Origin of the sequence: Cellulomonas fulva (assembly GCF_018531375.1) — a bacterium.
GTDB lineage: Bacteria > Actinomycetota > Actinomycetes > Actinomycetales > Cellulomonadaceae > Cellulomonas > Cellulomonas fulva.
In genome coordinates this window covers 1,099,645-1,118,879 of record NZ_JAHBOH010000001.1, presented here as the reverse complement: position 1 = coordinate 1,118,879, position 19,235 = coordinate 1,099,645, and the positions used below count along the sequence as shown (strand labels likewise).

Sequence of the window (19,235 nt, the reverse complement as noted above, 5' to 3'; positions counted from 1 at the left end):
TCCCCAGCATCCCCCACGCCGAGCGACCGACGGGCCGCCGCCCGCCCGGACGTGGCCGGGAACACACCGGTTCGTCGTTTTCCCAGCGCATCCACAGGGTTCGCCGTTAGCCTCCGGGACGAGGGATGTGTCGCACCACCGACCCAGCGGAGGCCCGCCATGACCGACCTGACCAGCACGACCGAGAAGGTGGAGCACCACGCGTGCGGAGGGTGCTTGGACCGGCGCCAGCTGCTGACCCGGGCCGGTGGGGCCGGCCTCGCGGTCGCGGGCGTCGCGGTCCTGGCGGCGTGCGGTTCCTCGGACTCCCCCGGTACGGGATCAGGCGGGACCGGTGGCAGCGCCGGGACCGACGGGTCCGACGCGCAGGCGTTGGCGCAGGTCGCGGACATCCCCGTAGGCGGCGCGCTGGCCGCGACGGACGCGGGCGGCAACAAGATCCTGCTGGTCCAGGCCACGGAGGGCACCGTCACGGCCTACAGCGCGGTCTGCACGCACCAGGGCTGCGAGGTCCAGCCCGACGACGGCGAGCTGCACTGCCCGTGCCACAACTCGGTCTTCGGGCTCGACGGCTCGAACGTCTCCGGCCCCGCCGACGAGCCGCTGCCCGCGGTCGAGGTGCACGTCCAGGACGGCGCCGTGTACGCCGGGGCGGCCTGACGTGGCCACCCCGGTACCCGCCCAGCCCGCCGTGGCCAGGCGCCGGGTCGCCTGGCCGCTGCGCGTGATCGTCGCGCTCGCGGTCGCCGTGTCCGGCGTGGTGCACCTGTACCTGGTCGCGGACCAGGGCTACGGCGGCGGCGACGGGAACTGGCTCGAGTACGCGTTCTGGGCGCAGGGCATCGGCGGGATCGTGCTCGCGGTGCTGCTCCTGGTGTGGCGCTCGGTGCTCCCGCTCCTGGGCGCGGTGGCCTTCGGCATCGGGACGCTGGGCGGCTTCCTGCTCGCGGTCTACCTGCCGGACGGGCTGTTCGGCGTGATGTCGATGTGGGGCGACTGGCCGGAGCTGGTCTCCGCGATCACCGAGGGCATCGCGATCGTCGGCGGCCTCGCGGCGATCGCCGCGGAGCGCCGCACCGCCTGACGCCCGCGGGGACTCAGCCCCAGACCAGTCCCTGCGCCGGGTCGGCCAGCACGGCGGCGACGTCCGCGAGCACCCGCGAGCCAAGCTCGCCGTCGACCAGCCGGTGGTCGAAGCTCAGCGCGAGCTGAGTCACGTGGCGGACCTTGATCTTGCCCTTGTGCACCCACGGCTGCTGCCGGATGGCGCCGAACGCGAGGATCGCCGCCTCGCCCGGGTTGAGGATCGGCGTGCCGGTGTCGATCCCGAACACGCCGACGTTGGTGAGCGTGATGGTGCCGTCGGCCATGTCGGCGGGCGTGGTCCGCCCGGCGCGTGCGGTCGAGGTGAGCTCGCCCAGCGCGGCGGCGAGCTCGTGCAGCCCCAGCCGGTGCGCGTCCTTCACGTTCGGCACGACGAGCCCGCGGGGCGTCGCCGCCGCGATGCCGAGGTTCACGTAGTGCTTGTAGACGATCTCCTGCGCAGCCTCGTCCCAGCTCGCGTTGATGTCCGGGTGCCGGTTGACCGCCAGGAGCAGGGCCTTCGCGGCGACGAGCAGCGGCGTGACCCGGACGTCGGCGAACTCGCGGTCGGCCCGCAGCCGCTCGACCAGGCGCATGGTGCGCGTGACGTCGACGGTGTGGAACACGGTCACGTGCGGTGCGGTGAAGGCCGAGGTGACCATGGCCTCGGCGGTGCGCTTGCGCACCGACTTCACCGGCACGCGGGTCTGGCGGCCGTCCGCCGAGACCGTGCCGGACGCGAGCCACGGCTGGTCGTCGCCGGGGTACGTGGCGAGCGTGCGGGCCTCGGCCTGAGCGGCGCGCGCGAGCACGTCCTCCCGGGTCACGATCCCGCCCGGGCCGGTCGGCGTGACCGAGTCGAGGTCCACGCCGAGCTCGCGCGCGAGCTTGCGGACGGGCGGCTTGGCGAGCGCGTGCGTCGGCCGCGCGGGGGCCGGGGTCGTCGTGGTCGCGGCGGTCGTGGTCGCGGCGGTCGTGGTCGCGGTGGTCGTGGTCGCGGCGGTCGCCGTTCCCGACGAGGCCGGCGCGTCGCCGCCGCGCGGCCGGCGGGCCGTCCCGGGCTCGGCCAGGCCGTACCCGACGAGCACGGCCTCGCGCTGCTGCCCGGCTGTCGCCCCGCTCGCGGGCTGCGCCGCCGACCGGGCGGCCTCGATCTCGTCGGACCCGCCCGGCTCGACGCCGTGGTGCCGCTGCGCACCGCCGACGTGCCGCACCGCACCGGTCGTGGGCGCGGGCTCGTCGGACCCGGCGGGCTCGTCGGACACCGCGGCCTCGTCGGAGCCCGCGGCCTCGTCGGAACCCGCGGCCTCGTCGGAACCCCCGGCCCCGCCCGCGGTCCCGCCCGTCACCGGGGCCGCACCCTGCGGGTCGGTGTCGATCTCGATGATCGGCGTGCCGACGTCGACCGTGGTCCCGGGCTCGACGAGCAGGCGCGTGACGACCCCCGCCCACGGGCAGGGCAGGTCGACGAGCGACTTGGCCGTCTCGATCTCGACGATCGTCTGGTTCACCTCGACGGTGTCACCCACCGCGACGTGCCACGTCACGATCTCGGCCTCGGTCAGGCCCTCGCCCGCGTCGGGGAGCGGGAACTGCTGGAACGTCGGCACGGTGTCTCCTCGGCCGGTCGGGGGGCCTGGTCGTCGGGTCGGGGTCGTCGGGTCAGGTCGTCGGGTCGGGTCGGGTCTGCGGCTCGGGTCAGGTCGGCGCGGCGAGCGGCGGGGCGGCCGCGTCAGAAGGCGAGCGCGCGGTCCACGGCCTCGAGGACGCGGTCTAGCCCGGGCAGGTAGTCGTGCTCGATCTTCGCGACGGGGTACGGGATGTGGAACCCGCCGACGCGCAGGACCGGCGCCTGCAGGTGGAAGAAGCACTCCTCGGTGATCCGCGCGGCGACCTCGGCCCCGCTGCCGTACGTCACGGGCGCCTCGTGCACCACGACGCAGCGCCCCGTGCGGCGCACGGACTCGGCGACGGTCGCGGTGTCGAGCGGCGACAGCGTGCGCAGGTCGATCACCTCGATGCTGGTGCCCTCGGTCGCGGCGGCCTCGGCGGCCTTGACCGCCGTCGCGACGGTCGGCCCGTAGGCCACGACGGTGACGTCGGTGCCCGGCCGGACCACGCGCGCGGTGTCCATCCCCGTCCCGCCGGCGTGCGGCGCGGCCGCGGGGGCGTCGAGGTCGACGTCGCCCTTCTCCCAGTACCGGCCCTTGGGCTCGAAGAACAGCACCGGGTCCGGCGACGCGATCGCCTGCTGGATGAGCGTGAACGCCTCCGCCGGGCTGGACGGGGAGACCACGCGCAGGCCGGCGGTGTGCGCGAACAGCACCTCGGGCGACTCGGAGTGGTGCTCCACCGCCCCGATCCCGCCGCCGAAGGGCACCCGGATCACGACGGGCAGGTCGATGCGCCCGTGCGACCTGTAGTGCATCTTGGCCAGCTGCGTCGTGATCTGGTCGTACGCCGGGAAGATGAAGCCGTCGAACTGGATCTCGCAGACGGGCCGGTAGCCGCGCATCGCGAGCCCGATCGCGGTGCCGACGATGCCGGACTCCGCGAGCGGCGTGTCGACCACGCGGTCGGCTCCGAACTCCGCCTGCAGCCCGTCCGTGACGCGGAAGACGCCGCCCAGGCGGCCGATGTCCTCGCCCATCAGGAGGACCTTGTCGTCCTCCGCGAGCGCGCGGCGCATTCCGAGCGTGATCGCCTTGGCGAACGTCAGGCGCTGGGTCCCGGTCGGGAACGGCGGGACGGCCGACGACGACGAGGCCGCGGGCGCAGCCGTGCCCGGCGCCTCGGCCGGGGCGGTCGCGCTCGTCGTCGCGTGCGCGCCGGAGGTGACGGTGCGCGGGTGCGCGTGCGTCGTGGTGCTCATCGGTGGCTCCCCTCGCGCGGCTGCTGCTGTCCGTGCTCGTGGTCGAGGAACGAGGACTCGTACCGCTCGAACCACGCGCGGTCCGCCTCGACGCCGGAGTGCCGCGTGGCGTAGACGTGGTCGAACATCGACGCGGGCGAGGGGTGGCCCATCGCGCGCACCGTGGTGCGGATCCGCTCGCCGAGCGCGTCCGCCTCGGCCGCGAGCTCGTCGACGAAGGTCTGCGGCAGCGCGCCGCGCGCCGTCAGGTACGCGCGCAGGCGGTCGATCGGGTCGCGCCGGCGCCAGTGCTCCTCCTGCTCCGACGAGCGGTAGCGGGACGGGTCGTCGGACGTGGTGTGCGCGCCCATGCGGTACGTGAACGCCTCGACGAACGTCGGGCCGCCGCCGGACCGCGCCCGCTGCAGCGCCTCCTGCGTCACCGCGTAGCTCGCGAGCACGTCGTTGCCGTCCACGCGCACGGACGGCACGCCGAAGCCCGGCGCGCGGGCCGCGAGCGGCGCCCTGGCCTGCAGCGTCGTCGGCTCGGAGATGGCCCACTGGTTGTTCTGGCAGAACAGCACCACGGGCGCCTGGTTCACCGCGGCGAACACGAGCGCCTCGTTGACGTCGCCCTGCGAGGTGGCGCCGTCGCCGAAGTACGCGACCACCGCCGCGTCCCGCTCGTCGTCGCCCGTCCCGACGAGGCCGTCGCGCTGGACGCCCATCGCGTAGCCCGTCGCGTGCAGCGCGTGCGAGCCGATGACCAGCGTGTACAGGTGGAAGCCGTGCGCGACCGGGTCCCAGCCGCCGTGGTCGACGCCGCGGAACAGCCGCAGCACGTCGGCCAGGTCCACGCCGCGCACGTGCGCCACCCCGTGCTCCCGGTAGCTCGGGAACACGTGGTCCTGCGTCTTGAGGGCGCGGCCGGAGCCGATCTGCGCCGCCTCCTGGCCCAGCGCCTGCGCGAACAGCGCGAGCTCGCCCTGGCGCTGCAACGCGGTGGCCTCGGTGTCGAACCGCCGCACCAGGACCATGTCGCGGTACATGCCGCGCAGGTCGTCGTCCGTCAGGTCCTCGACGAACGCGTCGTAGACCGGGTGCGCCACGCGCTCGCCCGCGGGCGTCAGCAGCTGGACCAGGTCCTCGTCGGACAGCGGCCCGGCCGCGGGCGCGACGCCGGCGACCGGCGCCTCGGCCGGCGCAGCCGGTGCGGGCGTAGCCGGGGCCGACACAACCGTGGCGGGCGCGGCTGCCTCCTGCGAGGACCGCGACGGGGCGGTGGGTGAGTGGGCCGCGGCCGGCCCGCCCGTGGTGGGGGCGGGGGCCGCGGCCGGCCCGCTGGGGGTGGCAGCGGGGGTCTGAGGGGCCGGTCCTGCGGTGAGCGGGGCGACGGTGTCGGCGTGGGGGTAGCCGGACGTGCTCACGCGGTACTCCTTCGCGTGCGGCGGCCGGTGGGCCGCGCCGGACGTGTGGGGCGGGGTCGATCACCCAACCTACGTCACCGTAGCCTACGCATCCGTAGGTTAGGCGCAAGCCCTCCCACAACGTTCTACCGCCGGACTTGTCCACCCACCACAGCACCGGTCGAGCCGCACCGACCGCCCCCAGCTGACGCGCTCGCACCCCCACCCGCCGAGCTCGTCACCCTCGTCCCAGAACGCGCGCCGCACCCGCGCTCTCGCACCCAGCTGACGACCTCACCCCCCACCGCGCGGAACTGACGAGCACGCGCCCCCACGCGCCGAGCTCGTCACCCCCGCTCCAGAACGCGCGCCGCACCCGCGCTCTCGCACCCAGCTGACGACCTCGCCCCCCACCGCGCGGAACTGACGAGCTCACGCCCCCACCCGCCGACCTCGTCACCCCCGCGCGAGATCGCGCGCCACACCCGCGCTCTCGCACCCAGCTGACGACCTCGCCGCCCACCGCGCGGAACTGACGAGCACGCACCCGCCACCCGCCGACCTCGTCACCCCCGCTCCAGAACGCGCGCCACACCCGCGCTCTCGCACCCAGTTGACGACCTCGCCGCCCACCGCGCGGAACTGACGAGCACGCACCCGCCACCCGCCGAGGTCGTCACCCTCGTCCCAGAACGCGCGCTACACCCGCGCTCTCGCACCCAGCAGACGAGCTCGAGGCGCTGGGTCCGGGGCGGGGTCAGCGGGGGGTGGTGGTGGCCGTGAACTCGAGGAGGAGGTCGGTGGCCTCGGGCTCGCCGACGCTGATCCGGACGCCGTCACCGGCGAACGGGCGCACGATCACGCCCGCCCGGGCGCACTGGTCCGCGAACGCGGCGGAGCGCTCGCCGAGCGGCAGCCAGACGAAGTTCGCCTGCGAGTCCGGCACGGTCCAGCCCTGCGCGCGCAGCCCGATGAGCATCCGCGCGCGCTCCCCGACGATCGCCTCGACCCGCACCATCAGCTCGTCGTGCGCCCGCAGCGACGCGACCCCGGCCAGCTGCGCGACGTGCGAGACGCCGAACGGCGTGGACGCCGCGCGGATGCCGGCCGCCAGCCGCGGCCGCGCCACCGCGTAGCCGACGCGCAGCCCGGCCAGCCCGTACGCCTTGGAGAAGGTGCGCACCAGGACGACGTTGGGGTGGGCCGCGAAGACGGCGAGCCCGTCGGGCGCCTGCGGGTCGCGGACGAACTCGACGTACGCCTCGTCGAGCACGACGAGCACGTCGGAGGGGACGGCGTCGAGGAACGCGTCGAGCTCGTCGGCGTGCACGGCCGGCCCGGTCGGGTTGTTGGGCGTGCAGACCAGGACCACGCGCGTGCGCGGCGTCACCGCCGCGGCCAGCGCAGGCAGGTCGAGACGGCCGTCGTCGGCGACGGGCACCCGCACCCCCACGGCCCCCGCGAGGGAGACCGCGATGGGGTAGGCCTCGAACGACCGCCACGGGAAGACGACCTCGTCGCCCGCCTCGCACACCGTCGCCAGCACGTGACCCAGCACCGCCACCGACCCGCACCCGGCAACCACGGCCTCCGGCGCCACGCCCAGCCGGGTCGCGATCGCCTCGGTGAGCTCGGTCGCGTACATGTCGGGGTAGCGGTTGACGTCGACCGCGGCGTCGGCGATGGCCGCCATGACCGACGGCAGCGGCGGGTACGGGTTCTCGTTCGACGAGAGCTTGAACGCCGCGGCGCCGACCGGGGCGCGCCCGCCCGGGACGTACGGGGGCAGGTCGGACAGGGCACGGCGCAGCGGGACGCGACTCACGCGCTCAGCATGCCAGCCCGGGCCGCCGCGCCCGCCCACCCGGTCACCGCACGGGCGGGGCCGTCGCCTGGCAGGATCGGGGCATGGCCTTCGTCATCCGCGTCCTCATCAACGGCGTCGCCATCTGGCTCGCCACGCTCCTGCTGTCCGGCCTCGACGTCGTCGGCGACGACGGTGACGCCGGCAAGAAGGCGCTGATCATCCTCGGCATCGCGCTGGTGTTCGGGATCGTCAACGCGGTGGTCAAGCCGATCGTGCAGATCCTGTCGATCCCGCTCTACATCCTCACGCTCGGGCTGTTCACGCTCGTCGTCAACGCGCTGATGCTCATGCTCACGGCGTGGATCACCGAGTTCACCGACTGGGGCCTGCAGATCGAGAGCTTCTGGTGGGCGGTCGGCGGCGCGCTGATCATCTCGATCGTCAGCTTCGCCCTGTCGATCCTGATCCCGGAGAGCCGCCGGCGCTGACGCCGGCCGGTTCCGGCTCGGCTCAGTCGAGGCGCGGGAGGACCAGCAGCACCGCGCCCGCCACCGCCGCGAGGCCGACGACGCGCCACACGTCGCCCGCCACCACGTCCGCGCCGCCCAGCAGCAGCGCGACGAGCGCGAGCACCTGGGCGCCCACCTGCACCGGCAGCGCCTCGCGCGCGCCGTCGACGAGCACGCCCACCTCGACCCGGGCGCGGCGCGGGACCCGCGCGGCGAGCGAGCACGCCCAGACGGCGGCGTGCACCAGCAGCACCAGGGCCAGCACCTGGGGCACCGACGGCGAGCCGACCAGCACCTCGACCCCGACGAGCACGAGCGCCCCGCCCGCGAGCGCCGCGCGCGGCAGCAGGACGACGACGGCCCCCAGCACCAGGGCGACGAGCACGGCCGCCGCACCGAGCGGGCGTGCGGTGCTCCACCCCACGAGCAGCATCGCGGCGACCAGCAGCACGGTGCCGGCGTGCACCACGGCGGCCGGCACGGCGCGGTCCAGCTCGAGCTCGGCCTCCGGCGGCGCACCGCCCCCGCGCACGCGGGTCCAGGCGCTCACCGCGCCCCCGCCCCGGCGCCCGCGCGACGGTGCGTGCGCCGGGCGAGCCCGGCGAGCGCGACCTGCGGGGCGTCCCGCCAGGTGACGAGCTCGACGTCGGCGTCGGTCACGGCCGCCAGCCGGTCCTCGCGCGCCATCCGCACGAACCGCATCGCCAGACGCTCGCGGTCGTGCAGGGCGCCCTCGCGCAGCGTCGGCAGGACGTCGACGGCGACCACCCGGTGCCCGGCCCGGCGCCACTGCGCCGCGGCCAGTGCCGCCGCGTCGTCGAGGAACGTGGAGAACACCAGGACCAGCGCGCCGGACGGCAGCTGGGGTGCCCGGACGCGGCGCATCGGCTCGCCCTCCGGGTGGGTCAGCGCGAGCGCGTTGCGGATCCGGTCGAGCTGCCGTCGGCCCCCGCCGGGCGGCAGCGGGCGACGCACCGCGCCCAGGTCGTCCAGCCCCACGCGGTCCCCCTGCTCGAGGAACGCCTGCGCGACCGAGGTCGCGGCCTGCCGTGCCAGGTCGAGCGACGTCGGGTCCTGCGCGCGCGGCCGCACCGAGCCGCGCCAGGTGCGCGGGTCGGGTCCCACGTCGTCCCGCGAGTCGACGACGAGCACGACGACGGCCTCCGCGAGCGCGTGCTCGCGCCGCACGTACAGCTCCTGCAGCTGCGGGGACCGCCGCGCGGTGACGCGCCAGTCGATGCGGCGCAGCCGGTCGCCCGGCGTGTAGGGGTGCACGTCCCGCAGGCCGCCGCCCTCCCCGGGCCGACGCGACTCGTGCCCGCCGGACAGCCCCCGCAGCCGCGGCGGCAGGGGCAGCGCGCCGAGCGGCCGGGGCGCGGGCAGTACCAGGGCGGAGCTCGCGGCCGGGTCCACCGGCTCGGAGACGCTCGCCGCGCCCACGCCCAGCCCGATCGCGTCGACCTCGGCGACCGTCTGCGGCCCGGTCCGCACGGTGTGCACCGCGAGCGGCACGGTCCGGCTGCCGCGCACGCGCACGACCGCCTCGGCCTGGCGCCGGTTGCTGCGGCGCACGGTGAGCACCACCGCGCCCGTCCCCGGCGGCGCGTCCAGGCGCACCGCCGCGCGCAGGTCGCCCGACTCCCCGCGCGCCTCGTCGGGCGGCCCCAGCCGCACCACCACGTCCGTCGCCGGCCGCCGCGACCACGCCCAGACGGCCCAGACGACGAGCGGCGCGCCGAGTGCCGCGAGGTCCGGCCGGCCGCCGAGCGCACCGGCGACCAGCAGCACGCCCCCGACGATCGCGCCGAGCGCGGTCGTGCGCGACCGCGACCACGGCCCGTGGCCGCGGTCGGGCAGGCGCGTGCCGGAGGTCGTCATCGCGCGGCGCCCACCCCGCCGGCGTCGCCCGCCCGGCGCGCGGTCGTCGGCCCCGGTACGTGCTGCAGCACCTCGCCGACCACGCGCTGCGGGGCCAGGCCGCTCGCCCACGCCTGAGGCGTGAGCGACAGCCGGTGCGCGAGCGTCGCGACGCCGACGGCCTTCACGTCCTCGGGAGCCACGAAGTCGCGACCCGCGAGCACGGCCACGGCGCGCGCGACGAGCACGAGCGCCTGGGAGCCACGCGGCGACGCGCCGACCTCGACGGCCTCGTGCCGCCGCGTGGCCGCGGCGAGGTCGACGCAGTAGGCCAGCACGTCGTGGTCGACCGTCACGGCCTCCACCCCGGCCTGCATCGCGCGCAGCGTGGCGGCGTCGACCACCTGCCGCACGGGTGCCGCCTCCTGGCGCCGGGCCAACCGCCGCGCGAGCACGTCGACCTCCGCGCCGTGCTCCGGGTAGCCGACGGCCAGCCGGACCATGAAGCGGTCGAGCTGCGCCTCCGGCAGCGGGTAGGTCCCCTCGTACTCGACCGGGTTGGACGTGGCGACCACGTGGAACGGGTCCGGCAGCCGCCGCGTCACCCCGTCGACCGTGACCTGCCGCTCGGCCATCGCCTCGAGCAGCGCGGACTGGGTCTTGGGCGCCGTCCGGTTGATCTCGTCGGCGAGCAGCAGGCCGGCGAAGACGGGGCCGGGGCGGAACTCGAACGACGTCGTCGCCGGGTCGAACACCGAGGACCCCGTGATGTCCGACGGCAGCAGGTCCGGCGTGCACTGCACCCGGTGGAAGTCGAGGCCGAGCGCGGTGGCCAGCGAGCGGGCCGCGAGCGTCTTGCCGAGCCCGGGCACGTCCTCGAACAGCACGTGGCCGCCGGCCAGGATCGCGGCGAGCGCGACGGTCAGGGGCTCGCGCATCCCGACGACCGCGGTGGCGACCTCGTCGAGCACCGCCCGGCCGCGCTCGGCGACCTCCGGGACGGGCAGCGCGGACTGGGCCACCGCAGGCTGGGTCACCGCTGGCTCGGGCACAGCCGGCTCGGGCATCGCCGGCTCGGGCACGGTCGGCTGGGTCATCGGTTCCTCCTGGTGAGGCGGGTGCGGGCGGGGCGGCCGGCGGGATCGGGGGACGGCCCCTCCGCGGAATGCTCGACCGGGCGATCGACCGGGCGAGGTCCGAGGCGTTCCAGGGCCGCGAGGGTGGCCGTCAGGTCGCCCACGGAGGGCAGCGGGGCGGTGCGCCGGCGCAGCGTCGCCAGCCCCCGGCCGCCGACCAGGGCGCGCAGCCGCTCGTCGTCGGCGGGGTCGTCGAGGTCCGCGCCGTGCCGGGCGAGGCGCACGCGCGCGATCTCCCGCAGCCGACGCAGCGCACGCTCGCCGGCCCGGCCGTCGCGACCGACCATCGCCCACGCGAGGTCCTGCAGGTCGCCGCGCGAGCCGTCGCGCGAGATCCGCTGCTCGGGCTCCGGGTCGGGCTCGACGTCCGTCTCGAGCCGGACCACGATCATCGCCAGCACCCCGACCGCGACTGCCACCACCAGCGCGGACGCGACGGTGAACGAGAAGCCCAGGCACACGCCGAAGGTGACGACGAACGTCACGACCTCGCGCCACCACCGCCGCCACCACCGGCCGAGGCCGCGCGGCGCCGGCCGCGCCCCCGGCCCGGTCACGACGACCCCCGCGGGCCGGCCCCGGGCGCGTGGTCCTCGTGCACGGCGGCGGGAGCGGCCTCGTCGGACGTGGTGCCGCCCGGCTCCGCCGAGACCTCGTGGCGCAGCCGCCGCACGCCGCGTCCGATCACCTCGAGCGCACGACGAGCGCGCGCGACGTCCGCCGCCTCGAGCGGGTGCTCGGAGAACCGGGCGGCCAGGTACAGGCCCAGCAGCTCGCGGCTCGCCGCGCCGTCGGCCTCGGTCGCGTCCAGCAGGTCGAGCGTGAACTCCGACGCGGTCTGCGCGGGGTCGCGCACGAGGCCGCTGCGCTCGGCCGACCCCTCGAGCGCGATCCACGCGGCGACCACGGCGTCGCTCGGCGGCACGTCGCGGTCGAGCTCGAGCACCGCGTGGTCGAGCCCCGCGGACAGCGCGGGACGCGCCAGGTCGGCCACGTCGCCGAGCAGGTCGCCGGGAGGCGCGTCGTCGTCCACCGCCGGGACGCGCTGGTCCTCGAGCCACTGCCGCACGCGCCGCGCGGCCTTCGCGCCCACGAACGCGATGATCGACAGCAGCACAACGAGCACCAGCGCCGAGAGCCACGGCGGCATGTCCGTGGTCGCGTCGGTGAGCTCCACCGCGGTGGGCCGCGGCCGCGGCGTGGGCACCTCGCGCGTCGGCAGGTCCACGGGGATCGAGATCAGGGCGCCGGGCCGCGACCGCAGCTCCAGCGGACCCGCGAGCGCCGCACCGAGCACCGCGAGGGCCACGAGCACGCCCGCGAGCAGCACCGCTCGTCGTGCGTCCCTCGGCACCTGGCGCTCCCTGCCTCGTGGACCGGTCCGTCGACCGGCTCGTCCTCCGGCTCGTCCTCCGGCTCGTCGACCCGCCTCGTCGTGCTGCCTCGTCGTGCTGCCTCGTCGTCCCGGCGGCCCACCGTAACGACCCCCGCCCACACCCGACGACACCGCGGGCGAATCACCCCGGTGCGTCTGGCCCGCGGACGCCCGCCGCCCGGCCCCCGGGCCGCCTGGGATGATGACCGCATGACCTCCGCGCGCGTGAGCCTCGCCGACGTGACCCCGCCGATCGCCCTGGGCCCGCTCGACGGCCGCTACCGCCCGGCGGTGGCCCCGCTCGTCGACCACCTGTCCGAGGCCGCGCTCAACCGGGCGCGCGTGCACGTCGAGGTCGAGTGGCTGATCCACCTGACCACGCACGCCGTGGTCCCCGGCGCCCCGGCGCTGAGCGACGCCGAGCAGGCGTACCTGCGGGACGTCGTCGCGACGTTCGGGCCCGACGAGATCGCCGAGTTGGCCGAGATCGAGCGCGTCACCGTGCACGACGTGAAGGCCGTCGAGTACTTCCTCAAGCGCCGCCTCGAGGCCGCGCCGGGCGTGCTGGGCGAGACCGTCCTGCCGTCCGTCGGCGAGCTGGTGCACTTCGCGTGCACCAGCGAGGACGTCAACAACCTGTCCTACGCGCTCATGGTCCGCGGCGCGGTGCAGGAGGTCTGGCTGCCGGCGGCCACGGCCCTGTCCGACGAGGTCGCGGCCCTGGCCCGCGAGCACGCCGAGCAGCCGCTGCTCGCCCTGACCCACGGCCAGCCCGCCACGCCGACCACGCTCGGCAAGGAGCTCGCGGTGCTGGCCCACCGCCTGCGCCGGCAGCTGCGCCGCATCGGGGCCGACGAGTTCCTGGGCAAGGTCAACGGCGCGACCGGCACGTACGGCGCGCACGTCGTCGCGGTGCCGGGTGCCGACTGGGAGCAGGTCTCGCGCACGTTCGTCGAGCACCTGGGCCTGACCTGGAACCCGCTGACCACGCAGATCGAGTCGCACGACTGGCAGGCCGAGCTGTACGCCGACGTCGCACGGTTCAACCGCGTGCTGCACAACCTGGCCACCGACGTGTGGACGTACATCTCGCGCGGGGTGTTCACGCAGATCCCCGTCGCGGGCGCCACCGGCTCGTCGACCATGCCGCACAAGGTCAACCCGATCCGGTTCGAGAACGCCGAGGCCAACCTCGAGATCTCGTCGGCCCTGCTGGACACGCTCGCCGCCACGCTGGTCACGTCGCGGCTGCAGCGCGACCTCACGGACTCCACCACGCAGCGCAACATCGGTCCCGCGTTCGGCCACGGCCTGCTCGCGATCGACAACGTACGACGGGGCCTGCGCGCCCTGTCCGTCGACGCGGACCTGCTCGCGCGCGAGCTGGACGAGAACTGGGAGGTGCTGGGCGAGCCCGTGCAGTCGGCCATGCGCGCCGCCTCGGTCGCGGGCGTCACCGGCATGGAGAACCCGTACGAGCGGCTCAAGGAGCTCACGCGCGGCCGACGGCTCACCGCCGACGACATGCGGGAGTTCATCGGCGGCCTGGGCCTGCCGGCCGACGTCGCCGCGCGCCTGCAGCAGCTCACGCCGGCCGGTTACACCGGCCTGGCCGCGGCCCTCGTCGCGCACCTGGACGACTGACACGCCGCCCGGCACGGACGCCGGGCCGGGCCGGGCGAAGGACGAGGGAAGGCCGCGGGAAGCACGCGGGAAGCACGCGGGGAAGCACGCGGGACAGGGGGGCGGCCGGGGCGCGCCGTGGGAGCGGTCCCTCCGCAGGATGACGCGGCACGAACCCGTGAGCAGGCGATCTGGACAAGTGATCGGGTTCTCCTGCACAATCGGGCCCGATCCGTCCGATTTACCCGATCTCGTTCTCCTGCGGGATCGGGCCCCGGTTCCCCCCGAGTCGTAGGCAGGCGCCCGTGACCCTGATGCAGAAGGCGATCACGCCCGCGCAGTCGCGGGCCCATGTCCAGGCGGGGTACGACCGCATGGCGGGCTACGTGGTGCGGGCCGACGACGTGGCGTTCGCGACCACGCCCGCGCAGCTCTTCGAGGTGCACGGCCTGGGCTACCCCGGCTCGCCGTTCTCCCCGGACGCGCCGTACCTGGACCTGCTGCGGTTCGAGTCCGGGCCGCAGCTGCAGTACCGCGACGTCCCCGGCTACATCGTCCCCCTGTGGTGGCTGCGGCACTCGCGGGTCACGCCCGGCGCGGAGCTGGTGCGGGTCTTCGCGGACGGGTCGACGACGCTGCTCGCCCGCTACGGCGACGTCGGCACCGCCTGGTCGGTGACGCAGCTGGGTCACCGACCCGCGCTGGCGTCGCTCTCGCGGTGCGTCGGCCCCGTGGCCAAGTGGCACAGCGCGTACCTCGAGGCAGACGTCGTCGACGGCGGCCACACGGTGGTGCTCGCGCTGGCCAACCCGCCGCTCGCGGAGACCGGGTTCCAGCAGGCACCGTCGGGCCGGTGGTTCCGGCGCGTGCCGCGCGAGGACGTCAGCGAGCTGTTCGAGCTCGACCTGACGGCCCGGTGGAACGGCCTGTCGGTGCGCGTCGTCGACCAGTGGCAGGACGCGCAGCGGTACGTGGTGGCGCGCATCTCCCACCTGGGCGACGACCTGGACCACGCCGAGCACCTGCGGCTGGACCGCGTCGAGGCGGGCGTCTACGAGGCCGTCGTCTACGCCGCCGAGCTCACGGACATCCAGACCAACCAGGTGGTGCCGCACACCTGGGCCCCCGGACCCGCGGCCGGCCTGCGCCGGCCGACCGTCCAGGCCCGCTGACCCCCCGGGTCGACGCCGCGCCGCCCCACGGCCCGCGCCGCGCCGACCACCACCGGCCCCGTCGTCGGAGCCTGCCCGCTGCCCCTGCGTGCGGGCATGCTCCGACGACGGCCGGGCCGCCAGCCCGCCCGGCCACCCCTCGCCAACCCGTCGTCCCGACCCAGCGAGCTCGTCGGAGCCCCGCGAGGTCGTCCGGCGATCAGTGGATCGTCAGAGATCACTGACGAGGCGCGGAACATCTGACGACCCGGCGGCGCGAGCCGGGTGGCGAGGGGCGGCCGGGTTGCGGCGGGCGCTAGCGGGTGGGGGTGAGCGCGGGGACCGGGATCGCCGCGAGCTCGGCCAGGGCCGCTGCGTAGGCCGCGGCGTCGCCCGCCCGGGCGGCCTCGCGCGCCTGGACCGTGGGGCCGTGCAGCGCGGAGCGGGTCCGCCGGCGCAGCGCGCGCTCGGCACGCTCGTCGCGGGCCTCGTCGGGCAGGGCCGTCAGGGCGGACTCCAGCCCGCCCAGCACCCGCGTGCGCTCCGCGAGCACCGCGGGGTTCCACTCGCGCACCCGCCGCTCGGCCTCGTAGGCCCGCGCCGCGGACTCGACCACGCGGCGCGCCTCCAGGACGGCGCCGTGCTCGGCCGGGGCGTGCTCGGCGACGGTGGTCAGCGAGACCAGCCGCACCCCGGGCAGGGCGCGCACGCCGGGGTCCACGTCGTGCCGCAGCGCGAGGTCCACCACGGTCAGGGGCGTCGCCGATCCCGCGCGGGCCTCGGCCAGCGCGTCGACCGTGAGCACCGCCCCGGCCGCGCCGGAGCACGCGACCACCAGGTCGACCCCCGCGAGCTCGTCGGCCAGCTCGACGTCGGCGGGGACGGCCGCGACCCCGCGCGCCGCGGCGAAGGGCGCCGCGCGGCCGCTCGGGGAGTACACCCGGACGTCGCGGCAGCCGCGCGCCTTGAGCGCCGCGAGCGACGCGCCGGCGTAGGAGCCGGTGCCGACCAGCACGCACCGCACGTCGGACCAGTCGGCGAGCTCGCGCTCAGCGATGTCGAGCGCGACGCCGACCACCGAGCGCCCGGTCGAGCCCAGGCCCGTGCTCGCCTCGACCGCGCGGGACACACGGGAGGCCGCCTGGAACAGGCCCTCGAGCGCGCTCGTCGTCGTGCCGTCGGTGCGGGCCGTGGTGAGCGCGCGCCGCACCTGGCCCGCGATCTCCCGCTCCCCCACCACCATCGACTCGAGCCCGCTCGCCACGGCGAAGAGGTGCGCGGCGGAGTCGGTGCCGGTCTGCACCGCGAGGTGCGCCGCCACGCGCTCCGCGTCGTAGCCCGAGCGTGCCGCCACGGTCCCGGCCACCGCGGTGCGCGCCTCCGGGGTGTGCGCCGCGTCGTCGACGTCCAGGTACAGCTCGAACCGGTTGCACGTCGCGAGCACGACGGCACCGGCGATCGAGGGGGACGCCGCCACGAGCTCGCGACCCACGGCGTGCACGTCCGACGAGAGACGCTCGAGCACGGTGAGGTCGAGATCGCGGTGCGACGCGACGAGCGACAGCAGCACCACGTGCGTGATTCTGCCACCCCGGTATTTGTCGGGCACAATCGGCGGGTGCTTTCTTCCTCACACCCGCTCGTCGACGGGCGTACGTCACATTCGGCGCTCGTGAGCGCATATTCCGGCCGGCGCAGCGACCGCCTGCCGGTGTGGTTCATGCGCCAGGCGGGGCGGTCGCTGCCGGAGTACCGCGAGCTGCGGACGGGCACCCGGATGCTCGACGCGTGCCTGGACCCGGCCATGGCGTCCGAGATCACGCTGCAGCCGGTGCGTCGCCACGGCGTGGACGCGGGGATCTTCTTCTCGGACATCGTCGTCCCGCTCAAGCTCGCCGGGGTGGACGTCGAGATCACGCCCGGCGTCGGCCCGGTCATGGGCGCCCCCGTGCGGACGGCGGACGACGTGGCGCGCCTGGCCGCCGCGACGCTGTCCGACGAGGCGCTCGCGCCGGTCGCCGAGGGCGTCGCGCTGACCGTCGCCGAGCTGGGGTCGACGCCGCTGATCGGCTTCGCCGGTGCGCCGTTCACGCTCGCCGCGTACCTGGTCGAGGGCGGGCCGTCGCGCGACCACCTGGCCGCCCGCGCGCTCATGCACGCGGACCCGGAGACCTGGCACGCGCTGATGACCTGGGCCGCGGACGTGACCGGTGCCTTCCTGCGGGCGCAGGTGCTCGCCGGCGCCTCGGCCGCGCAGCTCTTCGACTCCTGGGCCGGCTCCCTGTCGCTCGCGGACTACACCGCGCACGTCGCGCCCTGGTCCGCGCGCGCGCTCGCGGCCGTCGCCGACCTGCGCGAGCAGGGCGTGCGGACCGTGCACTTCGGCACCGGTACGGGCGAGCTCCTGGCGGCGATGCGGGACGCGGGCGCCGACGTCGTCGGGGTCGACTACCGCATCCCGCTCGACGAGGCCGCGCGGCGGGTCGGGGACGTGCCGCTGCAGGGCAACATCGACCCCGCCCTGCTCGCCGCGCCCTGGCCCGTCCTCGAGGCCCACGTCCGCGACGTCGTCGACCGTGGCCGCGCCGCACCGGCGCACGTGGTCAACCTGGGCCACGGCGTCCCGCCGACCACGGACGCCGAGACCCTGACGCGCCTGACCGCCCTGGTCCACAGCCTCTGATGCCCGCGAGCGCGTCGGTTCCCGCCGAGGACGTCGGTCCTTCCCGACGAGGTCGCGCGGAACCGACGTCCTCGGCGCGGAGCTGGGGCGCCGTCGTGGTCGGCGGCGGGGTGGCCGGGCTCGTGGCTGCGCGGGAGCTGGCCTCGGCCGGGCTGCGCGTGCTCGTCGTCGAGGCGCGCGACCGGGTCGGCGGTGCCGTGCGCGGGCACGTCGTCGGCGGCCTCGAGCTCGACGCGGGTGCCGAGTCGTTCGCCACGCGCGGCGGCACCGTCGCCGCGTACCTGGCGGACCTGGGCCTCACCGACCGCATCACCTCGCCCGCCCCGCTGGGCTCGTGGGTGCACCTGCCCACCGGCGACGGGCCGCTGCCGCGCACCGGGCTGCTCGGCATCCCGTCGTCGCCGTGGTCGCGGGACGTGCGGCGCACGCTCGGGACGGTCGGGGCCGCGCGCGCCGCGCTGGACCTGGTGCTGCCGCGCCGGGTGGGCGCGGGGACGACGAGCCTCGGCGGCCTGGTCCGTGCCCGCATGGGCTCCCGCGTCGTGGACCGTCTGGTCCGGCCGGTGGTCGCGGGGGTGCACGCCGCCGAGCCCGACGAGCTGGCGGTCGACGCCGTCGCGCCGGGGCTGCCCGCCGCGCTCGCCGAGCACCGCTCCCTGGCCCGCGCGGTCCGGACGCTCCGGGCGGCGGCACCCGCCGGGTCGGCCGTGCAGGGCCTCGTCGGCGGGATGCACACGCTGGTCACCGCGCTCGAGGCGGACCTCGCCGCCCACGGGGCGCAGGTCCGGACCCGCACCCGCGCGCTCCGCCTGATCCCCCCGCCCACCGCGGACGTCCCGACCCGAGCGCGGCCGCTCGACGTCCGCGGTGGGGACGCAGCGTCCGCAGTCGACGGGGTGGGGCTGGACGGGGTGGGGACGGACGGGGTGGGGCCGGACGAGGTGGGGATCGAGCTGTCCGACGGGTCGGTGGTGCGGGCGCAGCGGGTGGTGGTGGCGACGCCGGAGGCGGCCGGGCTGCTCGCGTCGCTGCTCCCCGGAACGAGCGTCGGGCTCGACGCCGGGGCCGACGTGCGGCTCGTGACCCTGGTGCTCGACGCGCCGGCGCTGGACGCCGCGCCGCGCGGGACGGGCGTGCTCGTCGCGCGCGAGGCGACGGACGTCGTCGCGAAGGCCCTCACGCACGCGACCGCGAAGTGGCCGTGGCTGGCCGAGCGCACCGGGCCGGGCCGGCACGTGGTCCGGCTGTCCTACGGGCGCGGCGACGACGCGCCAGCGGGTGATGCTGCGCCGGCGGACGATGCTGCGCTAGCGGGTGATGGTGCGTCGGGCGATGCCGCCTCGGACGATGCCGCCGCGGCGCCCGGCCCGCGGGCTCCGAGCGACGACGACGCCCTCGTGCGCCGGGCGCTGGCCGACGCGTCGACGCTGTTGGGAGTGCCCCTGGCCGAGGAGCAGGTGGTGGCGAGCGCCGTCGTGCGCTGGACCCAGGCACTCCCCCGGCCGAGCGCGCAGCACCGCGACGCCGTCGCGACGGTGCGCGCCTCGCTGGCGGAGCACGCGTCCCGGCCGGGCGGCGCGCGCGTCGCGGCCTGCGGCGCCTGGTTGGCGGGCAACGGGCTGGCGTCGGTGCTGCCGGACGCCGCCGCCGCGGCCCGCTCGGTGCTCCGCGCGACGTGATTCGCGTCTCGATCGTTCTGACAGGACGTCGGGAAAGGCTCACACAATTCGATCCGGGCAAGGCTTGCTGCGCAT

At 76.3% G+C, this 19,235-nt stretch carries 17 protein-coding genes; 7 read left to right on the top strand and 10 right to left on the bottom strand.

The features are described 5' to 3' along the window. The first annotated feature begins 159 nt into the window (after positions 1-159). Positions 160-660, top strand: coding sequence for a QcrA and Rieske domain-containing protein (locus KIN34_RS04935; RefSeq protein WP_214347520.1), 501 nt, complete (start codon positions 160-162; stop codon positions 658-660). 31 nt (positions 661-691) lie between these two features. Next, positions 692-1,084, top strand: a complete 393-nt coding sequence (locus KIN34_RS04930; RefSeq protein WP_214347518.1) for a hypothetical protein — start codon at positions 692-694, stop codon at positions 1,082-1,084. Between the two features lie 13 nt (positions 1,085-1,097). On the opposite strand, the gene KIN34_RS04925 is transcribed toward KIN34_RS04930, so the two are convergent. From KIN34_RS04925 to hisC, 4 genes are all read right to left on the bottom strand, one after another. Beyond that, positions 1,098-2,693, bottom strand: a complete 1,596-nt coding sequence (locus KIN34_RS04925) for a dihydrolipoamide acetyltransferase family protein (protein ID WP_214347508.1) — start codon at positions 2,691-2,693, stop codon at positions 1,098-1,100. Between the two features lie 122 nt (positions 2,694-2,815). Continuing rightward, positions 2,816-3,955 carry an alpha-ketoacid dehydrogenase subunit beta gene (locus tag KIN34_RS04920; RefSeq protein ID WP_214347506.1) on the bottom strand — a complete coding sequence of 380 codons (1,140 nt, stop codon included), beginning with the start codon at positions 3,953-3,955 and terminating at the stop codon, positions 2,816-2,818. Further along, on the bottom strand, positions 3,952-5,091 hold the full coding sequence (gene pdhA / locus KIN34_RS04915) for a pyruvate dehydrogenase (acetyl-transferring) E1 component subunit alpha (protein WP_214351797.1): 1,140 nt from the start codon (positions 5,089-5,091) through the stop codon (positions 3,952-3,954). Before pdhA ends, KIN34_RS04920 begins: the two co-directional genes overlap by 4 nt. A gap of 1,006 nt (positions 5,092-6,097) precedes the next feature. Further along, positions 6,098-7,165 carry a histidinol-phosphate transaminase gene (hisC, locus tag KIN34_RS04910; RefSeq protein ID WP_214347503.1) on the bottom strand — a complete coding sequence of 356 codons (1,068 nt, stop codon included), beginning with the start codon at positions 7,163-7,165 and terminating at the stop codon, positions 6,098-6,100. A gap of 83 nt (positions 7,166-7,248) precedes the next feature. Between hisC and KIN34_RS04905 the strand changes: the two genes are divergently transcribed. Continuing rightward, positions 7,249-7,635, top strand: coding sequence for a phage holin family protein (locus KIN34_RS04905; protein ID WP_214347501.1), 387 nt, complete (start codon positions 7,249-7,251; stop codon positions 7,633-7,635). Positions 7,636-7,657: 22 nt separating this feature from the next. Here the strand turns inward: KIN34_RS04905 and KIN34_RS04900 are convergent, their stop codons facing one another. Genes KIN34_RS04900 through KIN34_RS04880 form a run of 5 tightly spaced genes read right to left on the bottom strand, consistent with a single transcriptional unit; the run spans position 7,658 to position 12,003 of the window. Further along, a complete protein-coding gene (locus KIN34_RS04900) occupies positions 7,658-8,206 on the bottom strand; it encodes a hypothetical protein (RefSeq protein ID WP_214347498.1) in 549 nt (182 codons plus the stop codon). Next, positions 8,203-9,534, bottom strand: a complete 1,332-nt coding sequence (locus tag KIN34_RS04895) for a DUF58 domain-containing protein (RefSeq protein ID WP_214347494.1) — start codon at positions 9,532-9,534, stop codon at positions 8,203-8,205. Before KIN34_RS04895 ends, KIN34_RS04900 begins: the two co-directional genes overlap by 4 nt. Further along, entirely contained in the window at positions 9,531-10,580 is a 1,050-nt protein-coding gene (locus tag KIN34_RS04890) for an AAA family ATPase (protein ID WP_214351794.1), read from the bottom strand. Before KIN34_RS04890 ends, KIN34_RS04895 begins: the two co-directional genes overlap by 4 nt. Positions 10,581-10,606: 26 nt before the next feature. Then, positions 10,607-11,206, bottom strand: a complete 600-nt coding sequence (locus KIN34_RS04885) for a hypothetical protein (protein ID WP_214347491.1) — start codon at positions 11,204-11,206, stop codon at positions 10,607-10,609. Further along, the gene (locus tag KIN34_RS04880; RefSeq protein WP_214347488.1) at positions 11,203-12,003 is read right to left on the bottom strand and encodes a DUF4129 domain-containing protein; all 801 of its coding nucleotides are present in this window, start codon (positions 12,001-12,003) and stop codon (positions 11,203-11,205) included. The genes KIN34_RS04885 and KIN34_RS04880 overlap by 4 nt, the downstream gene beginning before the upstream one ends. A gap of 231 nt (positions 12,004-12,234) precedes the next feature. Between KIN34_RS04880 and purB the strand changes: the two genes are divergently transcribed. Next, positions 12,235-13,668 (top strand): adenylosuccinate lyase, encoded by a 1,434-nt coding sequence (gene purB / locus KIN34_RS04875; RefSeq protein ID WP_214347486.1) that lies wholly within the window; start codon positions 12,235-12,237, stop codon positions 13,666-13,668. A gap of 293 nt (positions 13,669-13,961) precedes the next feature. Continuing rightward, the gene (locus KIN34_RS04870) at positions 13,962-14,819 is read left to right on the top strand and encodes a UCP033725 family protein (protein WP_237689351.1); all 858 of its coding nucleotides are present in this window, start codon (positions 13,962-13,964) and stop codon (positions 14,817-14,819) included. A gap of 295 nt (positions 14,820-15,114) precedes the next feature. Here the strand turns inward: KIN34_RS04870 and KIN34_RS04865 are convergent, their stop codons facing one another. Continuing rightward, positions 15,115-16,371, bottom strand: a complete 1,257-nt coding sequence (locus tag KIN34_RS04865; RefSeq protein ID WP_214347480.1) for a glutamyl-tRNA reductase — start codon at positions 16,369-16,371, stop codon at positions 15,115-15,117. A 45-nt stretch (positions 16,372-16,416) separates the two neighbouring features. On the opposite strand from KIN34_RS04865, the gene hemE reads away from it, so the two are divergent. Together hemE and KIN34_RS04855 are read left to right on the top strand one after the other, a co-directional pair. After that, on the top strand, positions 16,417-17,481 hold the full coding sequence (gene hemE / locus KIN34_RS04860; protein ID WP_214347476.1) for a uroporphyrinogen decarboxylase: 1,065 nt from the start codon (positions 16,417-16,419) through the stop codon (positions 17,479-17,481). Further along, entirely contained in the window at positions 17,481-19,160 is a 1,680-nt protein-coding gene (locus tag KIN34_RS04855) for a protoporphyrinogen/coproporphyrinogen oxidase (protein WP_214347474.1), read from the top strand. The genes hemE and KIN34_RS04855 overlap by 1 nt, the downstream gene beginning before the upstream one ends. The last annotated feature ends 75 nt before the right edge of the window (positions 19,161-19,235 follow it).